Source organism: Candidatus Zixiibacteriota bacterium (assembly GCA_035574315.1).
GTDB lineage: Bacteria > Desulfobacterota > Binatia > UBA9968 > UBA9968 > DATLYW01.
The window spans coordinates 32582-47134 of record DATLYW010000026.1 but is presented as its reverse complement, the minus strand read 5'-3'; the positions used below and the strand labels follow the sequence as shown (position 1 = coordinate 47134).

The following is a 14553-nucleotide window of genomic DNA, read 5'->3' as shown; positions in this document are numbered from 1 at the left end:
CCTATTGACCGCGGTCCGAAGGTCTCGGCCACGCCTTGCGACTCCAGCGCCCCGCTGCCAGTCCGGCTGCCGTCCAGCCGAGGAAAAAAAGGACTGCCCGGAGCCGAGCTCCGGCGGGAGGGTCGGCGGCGCTCACGGCGACGGTCCGTTCCGAACGGAACGAGCTTCCGTCGGGAAAAAGCGCCTGCGCGGTTACCCGGTAGATCGCCCCGTCCGGAAACTGAAGCTTCATCGAAAACGAGCCGGGAACGCGAACCTTCTCGATCGAGAAAACCGTTTTCCGCTTTTCTTCGTGCGTGATCCCGAGCGAGAGCTCCGCTTCCCTCGGCTCGCCGGCCTCCGGGAGAGCGCGCCACTGAATCGACGCCGGACGGCCGACCTCCGCAGGCCCGACCTCGAGGCGACCCGCCGGCTTTCCCCCTTCCTGCGCGGAGGCGCGCGATGAAATCGAACCGAGCAAACATGCCGAAGCGGCCAGGACGGCTACCGCGAGCGCTCCTGTGGATTCCGCCCCCGTCGCGGTGAAGAGCCGTCCGGCGGCAATTCCGAGGAGAAAGAGACCGGCGCTGAACACGCCGGCCAGGACCCACTTCTCCCTGTTCTCCGGGATCCTAAGGCGGAAGAGCTCTGCACCGCGTTTCCCGTCGTTGCTTTCGGCGGCAACGACAACCGCGTACTCTCCTCGAATCGGGAACAGATACCTCCACTCCGCTTTGCCCCGGTGGTCCAAGGGCAAACGGAACTCCGCCAGCTCCGTACCTTCGACCCGCGGATAATCGGTTGAAAAGAAGCGACCGGGCTCCGGGGCCGTGATCCGGATGGTGACGTTTCCCCGAAACGGCGGCCGGCCGTCGCGATCGGCGACGTGCACGCTCATCGCAGCGGTATCCAAAAAGGGACGGACTCGCCCGGACGGCGGAGACATGTCGAGCCGTATCTTTAGATCTTCCGCGGCGAACGCGGCTTCACCCGCCGCCCAGAGCGCAAGCAGGCAGGCGGCGAGCCTTTTCAATGGCAGGGAACGACGGCCAGCGCATGGCGGAAATCGTGCAGCGCGTCGTGCACCGGCGGGTAGGTTGCGGCCAGCAAAACGTGAAGGACGGCGAACGTGACGACGAGCAATGCCGCCGAAAGGCATGCGAACCGCAGCGGTTCCGGCACGGCGAGCGACACGCGAGTTGAAACGGTTCTCAACATGGCCGTTCCTCCCGGTCGAGAAACCGGCTCGCCGCCAGAAGTCGGAAACTGTGGGGCTCGTGACGGCGCCGCCGGTCTCCAAACCGGGCGTATTTCAACGCAACCCGCGGCTGCTGTCAAGTGGAGCCGGCGCGCTGGATCAGCCGTAACGCTTTCGCAGGCCTTCCCACGTAACGATCAGCGTAGGATCATGAGGCGAGGGGGATGGCGGCCGATTGGCGCGTTGGAGGTACATCTTGACCCAGTAATCGTAAAAGTACTCGAGGTCTTGTTTGGCCTGCTCCAATCTACCTTCCACCGTGCGGTAGCGCAAAGTTACCCAGCGGTCTTTGATCGAGATCCCCACCAGCGCGGTCTCGATTCGGTGGTCCAGATAGGAGCCGGCGCCCCGCAGGATCTGAGAGAGGCTGTGGGGATCGGGCATCGCGTCGGGTTTCTGCCGCTTCATCCGACCCCGGGAATCCAGCCGTTCGATCTCTTCCGCCGTGTAGCGAAGGGCGACCTGATCTCCGCTTCTCCCCTGTCCTTCCCGCTCACGCAACGCTTTCTTCACGAGGTCGCGCATGACCCTGAGAAAAGACTTGTTCGCGTGCTCCTTCGGAATCACGGTCCCTCGAACGACGTAAATGCCGTCCACGACCTCCAGATCGACGCTGGCGAGCCGCCGGCTCTCGAGCGCCTGCCCGAGCGCCCGCAGACAGCGGGCGTAGGACCGTCGCCTGGGAACTGGCTCGGCGGCGGATTCGTCCGGAAACTGGATCTCGTAATCGTCGCCGTGAAGTTCGACGGTATTGCGTTTCATCGGCCCGTCCACGTCAGAGGTTGCGCGTCGGCGTACGAGCACACCGCTTCGCTCGCTTTCGGCAACCCGGCCGTCGGACGCGAACCCCGGCCCCCTCACCGCATCCGACCCGTGGCTTTCCGCCCTCTCCTTGCGAAGAGTTCGGCTTTTCGGGCGAGTGGCCGCCCGGGATGGACGGCTCGACTGGATGAGTGGCAAGCTTGATGCCAACAGTCAACTTGTTGAAAACACGGCATGTCTTGAAATCGCCGGTAGCCCCCGTGTCATCGCTGGCACTCGGTCATGACACGATGGCACGGAAGCACGGCATCGCCCGGGAAGCTTTGGAGCTGGAATCTCGGAGGCTGAAATTTCAATCCCCAAAGGGCCTGACGATAGCCGCCGCTAGAGACTAGGGATGAGCCTGGGAGCGAGCCGGCAGTTTTTTGCGGTCGGGGGAAGGGGGGTAGGGCCCATCGCTTCGGTACACCGCCACCGGACGGTAGGTCCCTCCGGCGCTCCCTTCCATGACGAGCCGGTAATAGAATTTTTCTTCCGGCGCCTCGCCGATGAGATAGAGATAGAGCGCCTTTTCGCCATGCATCGGCTCGTAATCGGTGGCGACGACGCTGCCGGGAAAGCTTCCAGGATGGAGGCGGGAAATGACCTCTCTGAATTTTTCCCGGGTCACGTATCGGCGTGCGCCGTCGGCGAGGAGAGAGTATCCCTTGTCGAAATCGCGCTCGACGAAAACGGCGGCGGCGAACTCTTCGCCGGCTCTTCTTGCAAGCTCCCCGTCGTGATCGACCGAGCCGGCGCAGCCCCAAGCGGCAACCCACAAAGACAGGAGCGCAAAGACGGCTCGGTTCATCGGCGACGCCCGGCAATCAGGGCAGGTCGGTCGACCCCATCAGGTAGCGGTCGCATTCCCGGGCGGCTCCCCGCCCCTCATTGATCGCCCAGACGACCAGGCTCTGTCCGCGCCGGCAGTCTCCCGCAGCGAAGACCCCGGGCACGTTGGTCGCAAACCGCCCGTAGTCCGCCTTGGCGTTCGAGCGCTGGTCGCGCTCGACCCCGAGCTGGGTGAGAACCGTCTCCTCCGGTCCGAGAAAGCCCATCGCCAGAAGGACAAGGTCGGCGCGAAGCACGCGGTCGGTCCCCGGGACCCGCCGCGGAACGAACGCTCCTCTTTCGTCCTTCGCCCACTCGACGCTGTAGAGGTGCAGCTCGCGCACGTGTCCCTTTTCGTCGCCGACGAACTTTTCCGCGGTCGTGAGGTACACCCGAGGGTCGTCTCCGAAGCGGGCTTTCGCTTCCTCTTGCCCATAGTCGAGCTTGTAGACCTTGGGCCACTCGGGCCAGGGGTTGTCCGGCTGCCGCGTGTCGGGCGGGCGGGGCAGGATCTCGACCTGAGTCAGGCTCTTGCAGCCGTGGCGCATCGCGGTTCCGACGCAGTCGGTTCCGGTGTCGCCGCCTCCGATCACCACGACATGCTTGTCCTTCGCCGATATGAAGCGCCCGTCCCGGTGCCGGGAGTCGAGCAGGCTCTTGGTGTTGGCCTGCAGGAACTCCATGGCGAAATGGATGCCCTTCAGCTCCCGCCCGGGGATCGGCAAATCGCGTGGCTTGGTCGCTCCGAGACAAAGAACCACCGCGTCGAACTCTTCCCGCAGCCGGGACGCGGGAAAGTCGACCCCCACGGCGGTTCCGGTAACGAACCGCACCCCTTCGGCCGCCATCAGATCGACTCGACGCTGCACGATCGCCTTGTCGAGCTTCATGTTAGGTATACCGTACATCAGCAACCCGCCGATCCGATCGGCGCGCTCGAACACGGTGACGAGGTGCCCCGCGCGGTTGAGCTGATCGGCGCACGCAAGCCCCGACGGGCCCGAGCCCACCACCGCCACTTTCTTGCCCGTGCGCTGCTCGGGCGGCTCCGGGCGAATCCAGCCCTGAGCGAAACCGTTGTCGACGATCGCGCATTCGATGGTCTTGATCGTTACCGGCTGTTCTTGGAGGCCTAAAACGCACGAGCCTTCGCACGGCGCCGGACAGACGCGCCCGGTGAACTCGGGAAAGTTGTTGGTCTTGTGCAGCCTGTGCAACGCCTCGCGCCACAGGCCCCGGTAAACGAGATCGTTCCACTCGGGGATCAGGTTGTTGATCGGGCACCCCGAAGCCATGCCGTTCAGCAACTGCCCGGTGTGGCAGAAGGGAATACCGCAGTCCATGCAGCGCGCGCCTTGCTGGCGAAGCTTGTCCTCCGGAAAATGCTCGTGAAACTCCTCCCAGTCCTTCACCCGCTCCACCGGCGAGCGGTCGCGCGGGAGCTCGCGCGGATATTCGATGAATCCGGTTGGCTTACCCATCGTCTGTCCTTCTCCTCAAGCGAACCCTATCCGGCTTGCGATCCTGGACCGGCACGCCTCGCGGAGCACGGCCGCGCCGTGAAAGGCACCGGTACCGGAAGCCCCGAGCCCCGTGACGCTGCAGCCCTGTCGGTAATCGCTGGGACCGGACCGCGCCGGCGGGTCTCGATCGCGCGCGGCCGGGCCGATCGCCGTTCCCGAGCCGGGAACAGGGTCAATTCCCGCTGACGCGCGCGGCGTCGTTCTTGTTGGCTTCGAACGCGGCCATGATCGCCTCTTCGCCGACCAGGCCTTCGCTCTCGGCGCGCTGCAAGGCCTCCATCATCCGGCGGTAGTCCTTCGGCATCACCTTGACGAACTTCCGCGCCGTCTCCTGCCACAGAGCAAGGAGCTGCCACGCACGCGCGCTGCGCGTGTAGATCGCGTGCCGCTTGAGCAACTCTTCGACTTCCTGGAGGTCCAGCTCCCCGAGCGGCTCGAGGTTGACGGTTTCCAGATTACAGCGGGTCTTGAAAGTCCCGTCCTCGTCGAGGACATAGGCGATGCCGCCGGACATCCCGGCGGCGAAGTTACGGCCGGTCTTGCCGATCACCACCACCCGTCCGCCGGTCATGTACTCGCAGCCGTGGTCGCCCACGCCTTCGATGACCGCGCGCACGCCGCTGTTGCGCACGCAGAATCGTTCTCCGGCCATTCCGCGGATGTAGGCCTCCCCGCTGGTGGCACCGTAGAAGGCCACGTTTCCCACGATGATGTTTTCCTCCGGCGGGAAGGTCGAGCCCTCGGGCGGATACAGAATCAACTTGCCGCCGGAGAGGCCTTTGCCGCAATAGTCGTTGGCGTCGCCTTCCAGCTCCAGGGTCATTCCCGGCGGGATGAAGGCGCCGAAGCTCTGGCCCGCGGACCCCTGGAAATGGAAATGGATCGTATCCTCCGGGAGCCCCTGAGGACCGTAGCGCCGCGTCACCTCGCTGCCGAGAATCGTGCCGACGACACGGTTGGTGTTGCGGATGGGAAGCGTCGCCTTGACCTTTTCGCCTCGTTCAAGAGCCGGGGCCGCCAGATCGAGCAGGACCTGGTTGTCCAGCGCGTTCTCCAGCCCATGGTTCTGCGGAATCTGGCAGTACCGCCCGACCTCCGGCCCGACCTTCGGCTGATAGAGAATTGCCGAGTAATCGAGACCCTTCGCTTTCCAGTGGTTGATCGCCCGCCTCATCTCCAGCCGATCGGAGCGGCCGACCATTTCATTGATGGTGCGAAAACCCAGCTTGGCCATGTGCTCGCGCACGTCCTGCGCAATGAAGCGCATGAAATTGACGACATGCGCCGGATCGCCGGTGAAAAGCTTGCGCAGCTCGGGATTCTGCGTCGCCACGCCCACCGGGCAGGTATCGAGATGACAGACCCGCATCATGATGCATCCGAGAGCCACGAGCGCCGTGGTGGCGAAACCGAACTCCTCGGCGCCGAGCAGCGCCGCGATTACCACGTCACGGCCGGTTTTGAGCTGCCCGTCGGTCTCCACCGTGATCCGACTGCGCAGGTTGTTGAGCAGCAGGGTCTGGTGCGTCTCGGCGAGACCGAGCTCCCACGGCAATCCGGCGTGCTTGATGCTGGTCTGCGGCGAGGCGCCGGTGCCGCCATCGTGGCCGCTGATCAACACCACATCGGCGTGGCCTTTGGCCACCCCGGCGGCGATCGTTCCGACCCCGACCTCGGAAACCAGCTTGACGCTGATCCGCGCGTGATGATTTGCGTTCTTCAAGTCGTGAATCAACTGCGCCAGATCTTCGATCGAATAAATGTCGTGGTGCGGCGGCGGCGAGATCAGGCCGACCCCCGGAGTCGAATGGCGCACTTTGGCGATCCACGGATACACCTTGCGGCCCGGTAGCTCGCCGCCCTCCCCGGGCTTGGCCCCTTGCGCCATCTTGATCTGGATCTCCTTGGCCTGGGTCAGGTAATAGCTCGTCACGCCGAACCGCCCGGAGGCGACCTGCTTGATCGCGCTGTTGCGCGAGTCGCCGTTGGCATCCGGAACGTAGCGCGCGGGATCCTCGCCTCCCTCGCCCGTGTTGCTCTTGCCGCCGAGCCGGTTCATCGCGATCGCCAGCGCTTCGTGCGCCTCTTTGCTGATCGAGCCGTACGACATCGCTCCGGTCTTGAAGCGCTTGACGATTTCTTCGACCGGCTCGACCTCCTCGATCGGCAACGGCTGCTCGGCGTACTTGATCTCCATCAGCCCGCGCAGCGTGGCCAGTCGCTCCGACTGGTCGTCGATCAGCCGCGCGTACTCCTTGAAGACGCTGTAGTCGTTCGTCCGGCAGGCCTTTTGCAGGAGATGGACCGTGCGCGGGTTGAACAGGTGCAGCTCCCCGTCCTTTCGGTACTGGTACTGGCCGTACACCTCCAGCGTGCGCCCGTTCAACGGATAGAGGGGAAACGCCTTCGCGTGCTGCTGCTGAACCTCGCGCGCGATTTCCTCCAGACCGATCCCCCCGACCCGTGACGGCGTCCATGTGAAATACTTGTCGATCAGCTCCTGCCCCAGCCCCAGCGCTTCGAATATCTGGGCGCCGCAGTAGGACTTGATGGTCGAGATGCCCATTTTCGCCATGACCTTCACGACGCCTTTGACCGCAGCCTTGATGTAGCCCTTCACGGCATCGTGGTAGGTGATGTCCTTCAACATCCCTTCGGCGATCATGTCGTTGAGGCACTCGAAGACGAGATAGGGGTTGATCGCCTGCGCGCCGTAGCCGAGGAGCAGGCAGAAATGGTGCACCTCGCGCGGCTCCCCCGATTCGAGCACCAGACCGACCCGCGTGCGCGTGCCGCTCCGGATCAGGTGATGATGCAGGCCCGAAACGGCCAGCAACGCCGGAATCGCCGCCCGCGAGCGGTTCACGCCTTTGTCGGAGAGGATCAGGATGGTCGCGCCGCCGGCGATCGCCTCATCCGCCGCCCGGAACAGCTCGTCGAGCGCCCGCTCGAGGCCGGACCGGCCTTGCTTCGGATCGAACAGGATCGGCAGCGTGACGGAGCGAATGCCGGGCCGGTCGATGAGCCGCAGCTTCTCCATCTCCGAGTTCTTGAGGATCGGGATCGACAAGCGCAGCTGCCGGCAGCTCTCCGGCCTGGGATCGATCAGGTTGCCCTCCGATCCCAATGTCAGCGTCGTCGAGGTGATCAGCTCTTCGCGAATCGGGTCGATCGGGGGATTGGTCACCTGCGCGAAGAGTTGCTTGAAATAGTTGTAAAGGAGCTGCGGCTTGTCGGAAAGCACCGCCAGCGGAGTGTCGGTTCCCATGGAACCCACCGGCTGAATGCCGTTCTGCGCCATGGGCCCGAGGTTGATCCGCAGATCCTCGAAACTGTAGCCGAACGCCTGAAGGCGCTGGAGGGTGGCCGGGTGATTCACGACCGGCGCCTCCTCCGGAACGGCCGGGAGCTTGTCGAAGTAGACGGCGTTCTCCTTCAACCATTGACCGTAGGGTCGAGCCGACGCCATTTGTTCCTTGATTTCTTCGTCGCTGATGATTCGCCCCTCGGCCGTATCGACGAGAAACATGCGCCCCGGCTGCAGCCGGCGCTTTTCCAGCACCCGCTCCGGCGGCACGTCGAGAACCCCGACCTCCGAAGCCATGATCACCAGGTCGTCCTTGGTCACGTAGTAGCGCGACGGCCTCAGGCCGTTTCGGTCGAGAACCGCGCCCACCACCGTCCCGTCGGTAAAGGCGATCGAGGCCGGGCCGTCCCAGGGCTCCATCAGCGTGCTGTGGTACTCGTAGAACGCCCGTTTGCGCTCGTCCATGCTCTCGTGGTTTTCCCAGGGCTCCGGGATCATCATCATCACGGCGTGGGGTAGGGAGCGGCCGCTGAGCGCGAGAAACTCCAGACAGTTGTCGAACTTGGCGGAGTCGCTCCCGTCCTCCTGGATGATCGGCAGGACCTTCTTGATGTCGTCGCCGAACAGCGGCGATGACAGCATGGCCTGGCGCGCATGCATCCAGTTCTCGTTGCCGCGCAGCGTGTTGATCTCGCCGTTATGGATGAGATAGCGATACGGGTGCGCCCGACCCCAGCTCGGGAAGGTGTTGGTGCTGAACCGCGAGTGCACGACGGCGATGGCGCTTTCCATCGCCGGGTCCGACAGGTCGGGATAGAAGGTGGTCAGCTGCCGGGGCGTGAGCATGCCCTTGTAGACGAGGGTCCGGTGCGAGAGGCTCGGGACGTAGAAGAAATCCCCGCCGGGGAGCCCCGCGTAGCGGATGGCGTTCTCGGCCCGGCGGCGGATCACGTAGAGCTTGCGCTCGAACGCGAGATCGTCGCCCACGTTCTCGCCGCGGCCGATGAAGACCTGCCGCACGAAGGGTTCGCAGCTCTTCGCCGTCTCGCCGAGGTAAAGATTATCGGTCGGCACCTTGCGCCATCCGAGCAGGCGCTGTCCCTCCTCCTCGACGATGGTCGCGAAGATCTTCTCGAATCGACGCCGCTGCTCGCGGTGGTCCGGCAGAAAAATCATGCCGACACCGTACTGCCCCGGGTCGGGCAGATGGAAGCCGAGCCCCTCGCAGGCGTGCTGGAAAAAGCGGTGCGGGATCTGCAACAGGATGCCGGCCCCGTCCCCGGTGTTTTCCTCGCAGCCGCAGGCCCCGCGATGGTCGAGGTTCTCGAGCACCGTCAGGGCCTGATCGATGATCTCGCGCGACCGTTTCCCCTTGATGTTGACGACGAACCCGACGCCGCAAGAGTCATGCTCGAACGCCGGATCGTACAGCCCCTGTTTCGGTGGAAAACCTGGTATCCTCATGTGCTCGTCCTTTACCGATAAAACGATTCCCGCAACGCCGTTTCCGAGATTCCCGGCCGCCTCCCCCTGAAACCAACGACCGGAACGGCCCCAGTCCCCCGGACGGCCCCGGACGCGTTGACGCGCGTCACTTCCTCTTTGAGCTGGAACAATCCGCCGGATTGACGTTCAGATCCAGGGCCTGGCTCTCCTTGGCGGTCGAAAGCACCACTTTCGTGACCGTCCGGGTGACACCGTCGACGGACCGGATCTCGCCGAGCAACTTTTCCAACGATGCCGTGTTGGCGGATTTCACCTTCAAGATGAAGCTTTCATCGCCCGTAACGTGGTGGCACTCGAGCACGTCGTTGTATTGCAACATGCGAGAGGCGAATTGATCGATGGCGCGCTGATTGCCGATCGAAACGCCGATGAAAGCGGTAATGTCTTTTCCGACTTTTTTGCCGTCCAGCAGTGCCTGGTAACCCTTGATGACGCCGCTGGATTCCAGCTTTTTTACTCGTTCCATAACAGCCGGAGGCGAAAGCTCCACCTCGCCGGCGATGTCGGCGAGCTTCGACCGGCCGTTATTTTGAAGAATAGAAAGTATTTTTAAATCTATTGTGTCGAGCAAGTTAAATTATTTAGGTCTTGCCTGGTGTTGATTTAAAATTCTTAATGTCATCATCGACGCCAAAAGTCAACCCTCTACCTCTGTAAAAATCCAAAATTTCGAGATCTTCCGTTTCTCGATCAGAGGCTCACCCCCTCTCCGGTACTCTGGCATCCAGACAAAAAATAAAGAAATTCAATATGTTAGATACGAGCAGCGTCAGTGGGCAGGCGCCGCCGGCATCTTTACGCCGGGGAAGCCCGTTTCCGCCCGACCGGGCCGCGACGCTACGCGGCGGTCACGGTCGAAGGCCAGAAACCCGGAACCAGAAACCGGAAACGCTTCTATCCGGTAATATAGCGCTCCAGCTGCTGGATTATGAATTGCTGATCCGCGATGATCGCCTTTACCAGGTCGCCGATCGAGATGATGCCGCAGACCTTTCCTTGCTCCATCACCGGAAGGTGGCGAATCCGCTTGTCGGTCATCAGCGCCATGCACTCCTCGATGCTCTGGTCGGGCTCTGCATAGGCCACGCGTGCGGTCATGATGTCCTTGACCAGCGTCTCCTTCGACGACCGTCCCTGCAAGATGACCTTGCGCGCGTAATCTCGTTCCGAGATGATGCCCACCAGCTTCGACTCCTCCAGAACCAGCAAGGCACCGACTTCCTTTTCGGCCATCAGCGCCACCGCGTCGTACACCGTGGCGGTGGGCGGCAGCCACCATACCTGCGAGCCCTTGGCGGCCAGGATGTCCCGTACCTTCCTCATCGCAGATCTCCTTCCTCGTCGAAGCTTTTTCTGACGAAGTTGGGACGCGCTGTAACCGGTAAGGCGAATCTAGCGTCGGGAGCGACGAATGTAAAGCAAAACCCGGTCAGATCAAGGGAATCGGGTCGGTCGGGTATCGAGGGTCGCACAGGGCCCGCTCGATCCAGGGGCATTGAAGCGCAAGCGCCGGTGCGCCGGCGGCGAGACCGGCGAGGAGCCTGCGGGCCCTTCCGTCCCCGGGGTCGGCCCTGACGGCCTCGGCCAGCGCCCAGGCTGCAGCTGTCAGGTTGCCTTGTCCTCTAAGGCTGAGGCCGAGGTTGCGGTACGCGCTTGCTCTTCCGCCGTCGATCCCGACGGCAAGACGGCAGTGACGCTCGGCATCCAGGAATCGGCCGAGTCGGTTGAAGCAGTAGCCTGCGTTGTTGTGCAGCACGTAGAGAGCTCTTTTTTCTTTCGGGTCCATGCCGAGCGCGGTGAGAAAGTGGTTCAGAGCGAGCTCCAGCGCCTGCTCGTCGACGGCGATCTGCCCCAACGCGAGGTGGCAGTGTACCTTCTGGCTCGGGTCCGAGCTCGTCTCGAGAAAGAGCTGCAGCAAAGCCCTGGCGCAGGCAGGCTTTTCTATCCCGCGGTAAAAAGACGCCACGAACAGCAGCCAGCGGAAGTACTCGGCTTCGGTCTTACTGCTCAACAGCCGCTCGATCAGCAGTTTCTCGGTGGCCTGTCTGGGAACGGGGAAGCCTTCAGGGAGACGTTTCCAGGACGGTTCGTTCATCGTCCCACCGTGGAGCAACAGCGAGACCAGCCCCCGGCCTGCCCTCGAGCTTCCGCTTCTTGACAAAAACGACGTCAAGGTCGCCAGGCGGCGCCGCAGATCGATCCCCACGAGCTGCCGCGACATCACAAGCGGGCGAAAGCGCCCGACGGCGAGGACAAGACACCGTTCAACTCGTTTACACCGGGCAGCCGCGCAATTCTGTCTCGAAGCCGTGACCCGGATTCAGGCGGGAATCGAGCTCTCCGGCATCACTCGAAAGAGCTGAGGGGCTCCGCCGCCGCTGTCACCCGCCGCCGGTTCGTTCCGAGTTCGGCCGTCGATCCTGAAGGACGTTTGTGACGCGGGCCGACTCCTCGAGGACCGTCAGTCCGGCCGCGTCGAGCTCGAGCGCAATCGCTGGAATCGAGCGATACACCCGGACGATCCGGTAGCGCGTTCCGGTCAGCTCGCGCAGCAGCGAGTCCTGGGCCGACTTGATCGCCGCTCTCTGCCGCTCCAATCCCTCCGGTGCCAGCAGCTCTTCGCGGCGCCACTGGATCCCGATGTTCAGCCCAACCAGGACCAGCAACGGCTCTCCGGTCCCGGCGTGCTCCCGGAGCGCAGGCGCGATCTTTTCGGAGGGCGCCCCATAGACGTAGCCGTCCTCGAAGCGGACCCCTTCGGTAGGCGCCCCGCCTGCACCCGGCCTGGGCGGCCGGTCCAAAAGCACGTTGGCGACCAGGGAAGATTCTTCGAGAACGGCCAAACCCTCCGGGCCGATCTCGAGCGCAATCGCAGGAATTTCCTCGTATCGGCGGATGACCTTGAACTCCGTTGCACGGAGATCGCGGAGAAGGGCCTCTTGCGCCGCCCCGATTTCCGCGCGTTGCTTTTGCACGGCCGCGGCCCCGAGCGCAGTCTCCACCTTCCACGGCAACTTGAGCCCCACGAGCACCACCACCGTGCCGTCGCGCGCCGCTTTTGCGGAGACCTCCGGCGGCAGCTTTTCCTGCGCCGCCGGCGGAACTGGCCACGCCAAAGCGGTCGCGAGGGTCGCCAGCGCGCCCAGCCCGGCAAACCAGCCTCTGCGGCAGGCGGATGATCCGCGATCAATCATGTCGGGTGACGTCCCGTGCGTCTTTGTCGTCCCGCAAACCCACGAACTTCGCCTGGCGCAGGTGCCGGTCCGGGGTCCATTCGGTGAACTCGATCTGGGCCACCAGGCGGGGCTCGACCCACACGCACTTCTTCATTTCGCTCTCGGTCAAGGCCCAGGGGGTCCGACGCTTCTCCGGAAGATTGGCGAAGGGACACCGCTCTGTGATCAGGCCCCTGAGCTTACCCGCAACCTCCATCCTGGTGCGCGAAACGAAACCGTTGCGCACTTTCGCCGCAAAGAGAAGCTTGCCCTGATCGAACTGACCGACGATCAGGGCATCGAACGGCCTTCCGCGGGTATAACCGCCGACCACGAACTCCTCGGAGCGGTTGATCTTGTACTTGAGCCACTCCCCGGTGCGCTTTCCAGGCTCGTAGCGCGAGCGGCGGCGTTTGGCGATGATCCCCTCGAGTCCGAGTTCTCGAGCGGCGGCAACGATTCTGTCGGGCGGTTCTGTGAAATCTTCCGAAGCCCGGATCGCCGCCGGAAGCCGCGCGATCGTGACCGCAAGCTGCTTGCGCCGGTCCTCCAGGGGCATCCGAATCAAGCTCTTTCCCCGGTACGCGAGCAGATCGAAAGCGTAGAAGTAGATACGATCCTCCGGCGTGTCTGACCTCTGCAGCAAGCTGAACGAGGGCCGGCCTTGGTGGTCCAACGCAACGATCTCCCCGTCGATCGCGGTTCCCGGCGGCAGCGCCTGCAGCGCCCGTGCGATCCGCGGGAAGCGCGAGTTCAACACGCTGCGATTGCGCGAGAAAAGCCGCACTTCCTTCTCGTCCTTGACCGCCAGACAGCGATAACCGTCGAGCTTGACCTCGTAGAGCCATTCCGAAGGATCGTCGGGCAGCTCGGCAACGGGAGCGGCCAGCATCGGCTCGATGAAGCCTCCGGGCGCGTCCGGCAGGGATTCCAGGTCGATCACCGTGACCGGGTCATAGTGAAGTCGTCGGGCGGCATGTTTCTGGATAACGAACAGCCGCTGCTCACCGGAGCCAGCGGCCGGGGTCCCCGCCGGAGGAGGCTCCGGGGTCTTCGAAAAATCCCGCTTGCGGCGATACTCCTCGAGGGAAACCACGGTTCCGGGATTTTCTCTGCGCCTCGCGCTGGCGCCCAGCTCCGGGAACGGAGCGGGCAAGGACTGCTTCAATTTGAGGGCGGCCGCGAAAAAATCGCCCTGCCGTTCGAGCCGCTCCAGGACCGCTTCCGGAGTGAAAAACAGCGCGTCGCGGTCCTCCTTCTCCAGCGCCGCCTTCAGCTCGCTCCAGCGGACGGCCATCGCGACGAACGGCTGTTCCCGTACCGCGCGCAGCGAATAGACCGCTACGGTCGATTTGTGCTCCGAGTTCTGGCTCCAGTCGATCAGCACTTTCCCTGTGCGCTTTGCCTTCGCCATGGACGAGACGATCAGGTCGGGGCGCGCCTGCTCCAGGAGCCGGGCAATGCTCTCGGCGAACGCCCGCGTCGCCCGATAGTTGATCGCGCAGTTGAGCGGCACGTGAAGATGAATCCCTTTGGAGCCCGACACCTTGACGAGCGACCGCAAGCGCAGGCGATCCAGCACCCCCTTGACCAGCAGGGCCGCTTCGCAGGCCCTCAGGATATCGGCTCCCTCCCCCGGGTCGAGATCGAAGACCACCATGGTAGGAACGTCGATCCGCGGCGCCCGGCTGAGAAACGGATGGAGCTCGAGATTGGCCATGTTCGCCAGCCAGACCAACGTCGGCAGGTCATTGATCAGGATGTAACGGGTCGCCGATTTACCTCCGGGCTTCGGCACGGGGAAGGTCGCCACCCACTCCGGGGTCGAAGCCGGAGCGTTCTTCTCGTAGAAATGCTCCCCGCCCACGCCGTCGGGAAAGCGTTTGAGAGTGACGGGCCGATCCCTCAGATGTGGCAAAATGTAAGGCGCCACACGCCGGTAATATTCGATGACCTGGCCCTTCGTGAAACCCGTTGCGGGATACATCACCTTGTCCAGGTTCGAAAGCACGATGGTTTTGCCTTCTATGCGGACCGGCGTCGGAGCCACACTGGAATTTCTATAACTTCGACGCCCCGAACGCCAGCCGCGCAGTTCTCCCGGTCTCCCGCGGTGCTCCGGCCGTTGACAGC

11 protein-coding genes and 1 riboswitch are annotated in these 14553 nt (G+C 63.6%); all 11 genes read right to left on the bottom strand.

Annotation, left to right across the window (positions count from 1 at the left end):
• Position 1: 1 nt before the first annotated feature.
• The gene (locus VNN77_08150; protein ID HXG51358.1) at positions 2 to 877 is read right to left on the bottom strand and encodes a hypothetical protein; all 876 of its coding nucleotides are present in this window, start codon (positions 875 to 877) and stop codon (positions 2 to 4) included.
• A gap of 131 nt (positions 878 to 1008) precedes the next feature.
• A complete protein-coding gene (locus VNN77_08145; GenBank protein ID HXG51357.1) occupies positions 1009 to 1197 on the bottom strand; it encodes a CbtB-domain containing protein in 189 nt (62 codons plus the stop codon).
• A 139-nt stretch (positions 1198 to 1336) separates the two neighbouring features.
• Positions 1337 to 1999 (bottom strand): hypothetical protein, encoded by a 663-nt coding sequence (locus tag VNN77_08140; protein HXG51356.1) that lies wholly within the window; start codon positions 1997 to 1999, stop codon positions 1337 to 1339.
• A gap of 57 nt (positions 2000 to 2056) precedes the next feature.
• Positions 2057 to 2155, bottom strand: a riboswitch (cyclic di-GMP riboswitch).
• A 235-nt stretch (positions 2156 to 2390) separates the two neighbouring features.
• Positions 2391 to 2849 (bottom strand): hypothetical protein, encoded by a 459-nt coding sequence (locus VNN77_08135; GenBank protein ID HXG51355.1) that lies wholly within the window; start codon positions 2847 to 2849, stop codon positions 2391 to 2393.
• A gap of 16 nt (positions 2850 to 2865) precedes the next feature.
• The gene (locus VNN77_08130) at positions 2866 to 4350 is read right to left on the bottom strand and encodes a glutamate synthase subunit beta (protein HXG51354.1); all 1485 of its coding nucleotides are present in this window, start codon (positions 4348 to 4350) and stop codon (positions 2866 to 2868) included.
• 214 nt (positions 4351 to 4564) lie between these two features.
• Complete coding sequence (gene gltB / locus VNN77_08125) at positions 4565 to 9163, bottom strand: glutamate synthase large subunit (protein HXG51353.1); 4599 nt, start codon at positions 9161 to 9163, stop codon at positions 4565 to 4567.
• A 127-nt stretch (positions 9164 to 9290) separates the two neighbouring features.
• The gene (locus VNN77_08120; GenBank protein HXG51352.1) at positions 9291 to 9776 is read right to left on the bottom strand and encodes an Lrp/AsnC family transcriptional regulator; all 486 of its coding nucleotides are present in this window, start codon (positions 9774 to 9776) and stop codon (positions 9291 to 9293) included.
• A gap of 323 nt (positions 9777 to 10099) precedes the next feature.
• Entirely contained in the window at positions 10100 to 10528 is a 429-nt protein-coding gene (locus tag VNN77_08115) for a CBS domain-containing protein (protein HXG51351.1), read from the bottom strand.
• Positions 10529 to 10634: 106 nt separating this feature from the next.
• Positions 10635 to 11300, bottom strand: a complete 666-nt coding sequence (locus tag VNN77_08110; GenBank protein HXG51350.1) for a tetratricopeptide repeat protein — start codon at positions 11298 to 11300, stop codon at positions 10635 to 10637.
• A 286-nt stretch (positions 11301 to 11586) separates the two neighbouring features.
• Positions 11587 to 12399: a hypothetical protein gene (locus VNN77_08105; protein HXG51349.1), complete on the bottom strand. Its 813-nt coding sequence runs from the start codon at positions 12397 to 12399 to the stop codon at positions 11587 to 11589.
• Positions 12392 to 14470: a non-homologous end-joining DNA ligase gene (gene ligD / locus VNN77_08100; GenBank protein ID HXG51348.1), complete on the bottom strand. Its 2079-nt coding sequence runs from the start codon at positions 14468 to 14470 to the stop codon at positions 12392 to 12394. The genes VNN77_08105 and ligD overlap by 8 nt, the downstream gene beginning before the upstream one ends.
• Positions 14471 to 14553 lie beyond the last annotated feature (83 nt).

Bases quoted from the DNA above. Each gene is read 5' to 3' on its own strand.
- VNN77_08150 (HXG51358.1), bottom strand. From the start codon at position 877: ATGAGCGTGCACGTCGCCGATCGCGACGGCCGGCCGCCGTTTCGGGGA.
- VNN77_08145 (HXG51357.1), bottom strand. From the start codon at position 1,197: ATGTTGAGAACCGTTTCAACTCGCGTGTCGCTCGCCGTGCCGGAACCG.
- VNN77_08140 (HXG51356.1), bottom strand. From the start codon at position 1,999: ATGAAACGCAATACCGTCGAACTTCACGGCGACGATTACGAGATCCAG.
- VNN77_08135 (HXG51355.1), bottom strand. From the start codon at position 2,849: ATGAACCGAGCCGTCTTTGCGCTCCTGTCTTTGTGGGTTGCCGCTTGG.
- VNN77_08130 (HXG51354.1), bottom strand. From the start codon at position 4,350: ATGGGTAAGCCAACCGGATTCATCGAATATCCGCGCGAGCTCCCGCGC.
- gltB (HXG51353.1), bottom strand. From the start codon at position 9,163: ATGAGGATACCAGGTTTTCCACCGAAACAGGGGCTGTACGATCCGGCG.
- VNN77_08115 (HXG51351.1), bottom strand. From the start codon at position 10,528: ATGAGGAAGGTACGGGACATCCTGGCCGCCAAGGGCTCGCAGGTATGG.
- VNN77_08110 (HXG51350.1), bottom strand. From the start codon at position 11,300: ATGAACGAACCGTCCTGGAAACGTCTCCCTGAAGGCTTCCCCGTTCCC.
- VNN77_08105 (HXG51349.1), bottom strand. From the start codon at position 12,399: ATGATTGATCGCGGATCATCCGCCTGCCGCAGAGGCTGGTTTGCCGGG.